At 31.3% G+C, this 7,040-nt stretch carries 2 protein-coding genes and 1 pseudogene; all 3 read left to right on the forward strand.

Going from position 1 to position 7,040, the window contains the following annotated elements; genetic code table 11:
* The first annotated feature begins 324 nt into the window (after positions 1-324).
* Positions 325-1,176, forward strand: coding sequence for a hypothetical protein (locus tag ACKI4K_RS00830; RefSeq protein ID WP_407421319.1), 852 nt, complete (start codon positions 325-327; stop codon positions 1,174-1,176).
* 776 nt (positions 1,177-1,952) lie between these two features.
* On the forward strand, positions 1,953-2,855 hold the full coding sequence (locus ACKI4K_RS00835; protein WP_407421321.1) for a hypothetical protein: 903 nt from the start codon (positions 1,953-1,955) through the stop codon (positions 2,853-2,855).
* Between the two features lie 75 nt (positions 2,856-2,930).
* Positions 2,931-7,040: pseudogene (locus ACKI4K_RS00840) on the forward strand (hypothetical protein); the annotation flags it as partial.

The following is a 7,040-nucleotide window of genomic DNA, read 5'->3' on the forward strand; positions in this document are numbered from 1 at the left end:
TATACATATCTAATATAATTTTCATTTTTTACAGAGATTAAACATTATTTCAATTTTTTCAGCTAAATGTTTTTAAAGTGTGAATAAAAAAGTGCAATTTTATTGTAATGTTAAATATTCATTTTATATTTTATTTGCTGAATATTTCAATAAAAAATATCAAATAGATAGTAACTCGTATAATTTATACTACTTTCAATAATAATTTCTTAACCTTTATATATGTGTATTTTTTTAAATATCAATTACTTCCTAGATACTATGTTTTGTTAGTATTAGGAAAATATACAATATTAATTGTATTAAAACAAAAAGGTGTGAAAATTGAATTTAAAATCAAACATATTAAAAATATTAGTTGTATTTGCATTGATTTTAATGATAATCCCTGCAATTGCAGCTGAAGATACTGCTCAAGATGAAGAAGCTGTTTCTGAATCTGATGATGTAGTATTAACTGAATCCGGTGCGGATGATGATTCATCCGAAACTTCGACTGACACTGAAGATGAAACTGAACTTGAGGCTGAAGAAGAAATAGAAGCCGAGGACGAAACTGAACTTGAAGAGATTCAATCTGCTGGTGAACCAACTGTTGATCCTGCTACTCTTGTTCCTACTCCTAGCGGCTTTTTGATGGATTTACCATCAGCTGACGTAGCAGTTAAGGTTACTCCTGAATATCAAACTGCAAAAGCAGGAGACTTAGTTGTTTGGGCAGCTTCCTTTGTAAACTTCGGTCCTGATATAGCTGAAAATGCTGTTGGTCAAGTTAAATTAACAAAAGGTGACGTATTATTGCGTGATGTATTTGCTACCTATATCAATCCGTTAAGGGGTATGACCGAACCAGTTTTAATTGATGATGACCTTTTAGCTCAATCATTTGATCCAGTAACTGGAATATTTAATATCGGTGATATGCTCCCTGGTGATGTTATAACTTTATACTTAGTTGGTGAAGCTTTAAGTGATGGTGAAGCTATATTAACCGCTTCCATATTCAGTGACACCTATGATCCTGACCTCAGCAACAATGTTGCTCCTCAGGCTGACAATGCTGTTGAAGAAGCAGCTGCTGCTGAAGAAACCTTACCTGCTACCGGTAACCCTATCGCAATGGCTCTTTTAGCATTAATTTCAATTGTAGGTGTAACCTTTGGTAGAAGATTATAAGATTCATGCAGTTTTGCAAAACAATTCTAATGAGGTTGTATAACTAAAAACACGATAATAACATATTAAATAATTGTTCAAGGCGTTTATATGAAGGAACATTAAAGAGTTTAAGAAATATATTGTAAATTATTATATCCAGTATTTCTTCATTTGTAAATATGAATCATATTGAGAGTCTGTCTCTATTAATTCAAGTAATACATGAACAATGTGCTATTTGGAGTTAATTGTTGATTAATGATTGATATTGTTCTATCTACTGTGTTGAGATTCGTATATTCAATAATTTGCCTGCCGGAGTATATGTATAAGTTGATGTAACTATACAATATATTACTTAATATCTTAATCTGGTCATCATGATGATAACTCATCTGAACTGTTTTTCTAAATAATTATTGGTATTTAATTTACAATAGATTTTTTTTGGCGTCTCGGCCCTGTTTTGCAATCCTAAACATCACTACAACAATATTCTTTGTTTTTTCTGATATGGTGAATATTATCCATTCAAGGTGCAGTATTTTTTGAAAATATCTATTTTTTTGAAAAATGTTGAACTGATTGATAAGTTATATCAAATAGATATCAAACTGTATATCTTATTTGAATTTTCATGTTGAACTGTAAACTTTATATATGATGAAAAAACTACATAACTGTAGTTATTATTTGAGGTAGTTGCGAAAATTATTCTTCGATAATGACTATGGGAAAAATTATTGTTATACAATTCTGATTTTAAAAACGAATTTTTATGAAAGGTGCCGACAATGAACTTCGACTCTAGAATATTAAAATTATCTGTATTGATAATGTTAGTTTTAGTATTTCTTCCTGTAATTGCTGCAGAAGATTCTAGCGAAGCTTTTTTTGTTGAATATTCATATGAAAGCGATGAAGCCTTTGTCGTCGAGGAGTATGATCCTATTGATCTTGCTCAGGAACAAGTTTCACTAAGTCATGAAATTGAAGAGGAATATAATGAATATAATAAGGATGTTCCTGTTCTTGATCAGTCCGGTGAAATTGCTAATAATCCTATCATAACTCATGAAGAAATTAAGTCTCCTGTAGCTGAAACCAACAATGTCCCTAATGATGGAGTTAACACTGTAGACGATATCAATAAAGATGATAAAATTGGTGTTTTTGATACTACTAATGTTAATGTAAATCATAATGATGTTGATGAGGATGTTGATTTGGAAGCGGCAGCAGAAAACAATAGTATTATAAGACACGGTTCTGTAATATTCATCTCTGAAGAAGTTAATGAAAATGAATATGTCCGTTTAATTAATGATTTGTTTACTGAAACAACGAATTATGAGACGCATAGCTTTAAGCGTAGTTTAATTAAGGTTTTAGAATTAAAGAATAATCTTTTAATCAATCGGGATGTTTCATTTATCTTTTCAGATGACTTTATGGCTGATTTGAATGGTGATTTAATAGAATGCACTGATAAAATCACTACTGATTTTGCTTTCAGTATCGATAACTCCATCGTTGGCAGCGATAATTTGGTCATTTTTGTATCTTCTTCTTTTTGTTCAGATTTTATCCCTTGTTTTTATGCTTTTGTTTGCTGTAACCTTTTAGATTTTAAATCTTTTTTTGGAGACAATAATATATTTCTATGTTGTCACAATTCCATTTTTAATATTATATGATGTATGCAGATTTTTCTTTTAGTAAAGCTTATTTGAAAGCTTATTAAAAACAATTTTAAACTTAGAGGTAAAAACATGAAAAATGCGAAACTTTTAGTAATCGCTTTAATTGTTGCGACGATTCTTTCAGTCAGTGCCGTTGGCGCTGCTGAAATCAGCTTCAATGCAACTTCAAGCGATCCAACTCAAGTTCCACATGAACAGGTTGTTTCAGTTGCTGAACCAACATCAGTTCAGGAAGTTGAAACGATTGATTTAGAATCGTCTGATGATAAGGGTATTGACATTAATAATGAAATAAAATTGGATTCAGACGAATTAAGAAGCACGAATTTTAAAGAGTCTTTAAGTAGAAATGATGATTCCATTTTGGGAGTCTCATTTGATGAAGAGGACAATAAGATAGATTCAAATGTATTTAACTCTAGTGAAAATACTTTATTAAAAGCAAATGTTAATGGTCATCGTTTTACTGATATTCAAACTACTATTAACAATGCTGGAAAAGGAGAAACAATTTATTTAGATGGAAAATATTATTATAATAGCGGAACAGGTCAGATTGAGATCAAAAGAGATATAATTATTGACGGAGGTTCCTTTAATAATACTCAGGTATCTGTTTTAGATGCAAAAGGCTTATCAAGGATATTTTACAGTTCAGGAAAATATAATATTACTTTAAGAAATCTTGTTTTTGAAAATGCATTTTATAATGGAAATGGACATTTTGCATATTTTGCTGGTGGAAATATAAATATTAAAAATTTAACAATACAAAACCAAAATATTGTAGGCGATTCATTTACTAGTGGTATTTACATTGGCGCGAATTCTAATTTAGATGCATCAGATGTTATTTTTAGTGATAATACAATTTCAAGTTCAAAACTTATTAATGGTGCTTTATTTTATGTTAGTAGGTCATCTAATGTCACAATTAACAATATAAATGCCAACAATAACAATATAACTAGTTCAGGTAATTTAAATGGATTAATATTTATATATGATAATAGTGAAGTGAATATAAATGGTGTAAATTTTGAAAATAATTGTATTGAAGGAAATTTTATATACGGGTCTTTTCTTAGACTAAGAACTCAATCCAACTTGCTTTTGGAAAATTTAAATATGAATAATAATAGACTCCAAGCTTATACTAATCTTCCGGGAGGATTTTTCCATAGTGGTGAAAATTCTACAGTTTTATTAGTTAATTCTAGTAATTATAACAATTCTTTTAAAGCTAACAACACTGTAGGTTCAGCTTATTCTATGCGTTATAATGCCACTGTAAAAAATTTCAAATTTGTTAGTAATTATGGAGAATCTTTTACCTATAGAGTCTCTATGTTAGGATTTAGATTAACTGGACCGTCTCCAGTTAATGTTGATAATATATATTTTGTGAATAATACGTCAATTGGTCCTTATACCGCTACAAATATTACAGACCCTAACGATCAATCTGCTGGTGGTCTATTTGGCATTGAAGGTAGCGGAATTGTCAGTAATGTTTTTTGTAAGGATAATTTTATTTCAAAAGCTTTCGGTGGTTGTGTTCAATTATCCCCTACATCTATTGATCCACTCATCCTTGAAAATTCAAGTTTTATTAACACTACCCTTGGAGCTTCTGACGTGAATCTTAATCGTTTCCACCATCATGACCATGGTGGAGTTATATGTGTACATGATGATGAAACTCGTATTGGTATCGCAATTATAAGAAACGTTCAATTCATCGATAATTGTAATTCTATAGGTGGTGCAATCTGCCCACATAATCATTGTATAATTGATAATTGTACTTTTATAAATAACACCGCTACCAAATTTTATGGTGGTGCAATCAGTACTAATTTAGATAGAATTGTTTATAATATGACTACTAATGCTACTATAAGCATTTTTAATAGTTATTTTGAAGGTAATAAGGCACCTATCGGTGGTGCAATTCAGGCTATGGGTAGTGAAATATGTATTGAAAATTGTACTTTTGTAAATAACTCTGCTGTTAAAGGTGGGGCTGTTTTCCTTCAGGGAGACACAATAAAGCTTCATAATTCTAATTTCACTGATAATCATGCAACAGATAATTTAACAAATGTTGTTATTAAAGTTCAGGATTGGTTAATTCCTGATTGGGATGTTGATGGTGGAGCCATCTATATTTATGGTTCTAATGCTAGTTTATACAATAATACATTCAGATATAATGTTGCATCAGGAAATCAAAGCGAAGGATGTGGTGGTGCAATTTATGTATTCGGTAATAATACAGATATAGAAAAAAGTCATTTTGATGATAATTTTGCTTATGGCGGTAACGGTTCAGCTATTTATGTTCATGGTTCAAATACCAAAATCATGACTTCTGAGTTTTTCAACCATTCTTCATCAGTTGGTACCGTTTATGTCATTGGTGATTATATTGACATTTTAGATTCTCAATTTGAACATAATATTGCTTCTATGCGTGGTGGGGCAATTTATGCTGAAGGAAATTATGGATTGATAGATAATAATTACTTTAATGATAATAATGCTTCTGTTCATGGTGGAGCTGTTTACATTCATGGTGATAATTTAGAGATTTCCAATTCTGAATTCATATCCAACCATGCTATCCCTGACCTTGAAGATATAACACAGGGTTTAGGTGGAGCAATCTACATTATAGGAAATCACAATTATATTACTTCATCTTTCTTTGATAGAAACACTGCACGTAATGGATCTGCAATATATAATAAAGGTGAAGAAGTTCACATTACTGATGATGATTTTTTAGAAAACCAGGCCTTTAGTTATCTTTTGATTACAACAGCAACTCCTGAAGTAAGTTATTATAATGGCTCAAATCAGGTTCTGATTAATGTTGTTCTTGTAGGAGGAGATAATCTTATTAATGCGATTTATAATGATGGAAGCCCGAATAATATGTTTTTCCATAATGTAACTTATGAGCATTCAACTGGTAATAGAACTACTACCGATGAAGAAGTTCATCCGGTTGATGGTGCTGAAAATAGTGACGGCGGCAGATTACTTTATCAGGATTCACGTGAAGACTACCAAAATGTTACTATTAAGGTTGTAAGAGATGATCAGAACGGTCTTTTAACAGCTCCAAACAGTGCTGTTAATGGTGATATTATCATTGATGGTATTTATAAAACAGGTCTTTATGGAAATATTTCACTATTGCTAAATGATAAATTATCTGTTGGAAAATATTCAGTTTACTCTGAACACCCTGAAGACAGATTATACAAACAGATTTCTAATGAAACTGGATTTAGAATTATTCCACAGGCTGATTTGGAGGTTATTAAAGTCGTGTCTGATAAAACTCCAAAATACGGTGATGAGATTACTTGGACTGTAACTGTTATCAATCATGGTCCTAGTGATGCTACCGGTGTTTATGTAGATGATTTGTTGCCTGCTGGTTTGACTTATGTGAGTGATGATTCCAATGGTGCTTATAAGAATGGTAAGTGGATCATTGGCGATTTGAAAAAGCATGGTGAAGCTGTTATTAACATTAAAACTATTGTAATGATATCTAATGATACAATTACTAATGTTGCTGTTGTTAATTCTACTACTCCTGATAATAATGAGAGTAATAATGAGGATAATGATACAATAGAAATTGATCCTATTGTTGATTTGGCTATTGTGAAGTCTGTTGATAATCATAATCCTAAGAAAGGGGATACTGTTACCTGGACTGTTACTGTGACCAATAACGGTCCTGATACTGCAGAAAACGTAATTGTTGTTGATGTTTTGCCTGCTGGTTTGATTTTCGTTGATTGTGATGGAAATTATGCTAATAATGTTTGGAATATTGGTGATTTGGCTAATGGAGGCAGTGCCACTTTAAGAATCAGGACTAAAGTTGATGTTACTGATGCTGTCATTACTAATGTTGCTAATGTGACTAGTGATACTCCTGAGTCTGATTTGACTAATAATAATGATAGTGCTACTATTGATGTTGGTCATGAGGCTGATTTGGAAGTTATTAAAGTTGTATCCAATCCTACACCTAATTATAGTGATGAGATTACCTGGTCTGTTACTGTTGTTAATAATGGTCCTGACAGGGCTGTTGATGTTGTTGTAACTGATGTTTTGCCTGCTGGTTTGATTTACATTAAAGATGATTCC

Source organism: Methanobrevibacter sp. (assembly GCF_045644645.1).
Lineage (GTDB): Archaea > Methanobacteriota > Methanobacteria > Methanobacteriales > Methanobacteriaceae > Methanocatella.

Bases quoted from the DNA above. Each gene is read 5' to 3' on its own strand.
- ACKI4K_RS00835 (WP_407421321.1), top strand. From the start codon at position 1,953: ATGAACTTCGACTCTAGAATATTAAAATTATCTGTATTGATAATGTTA.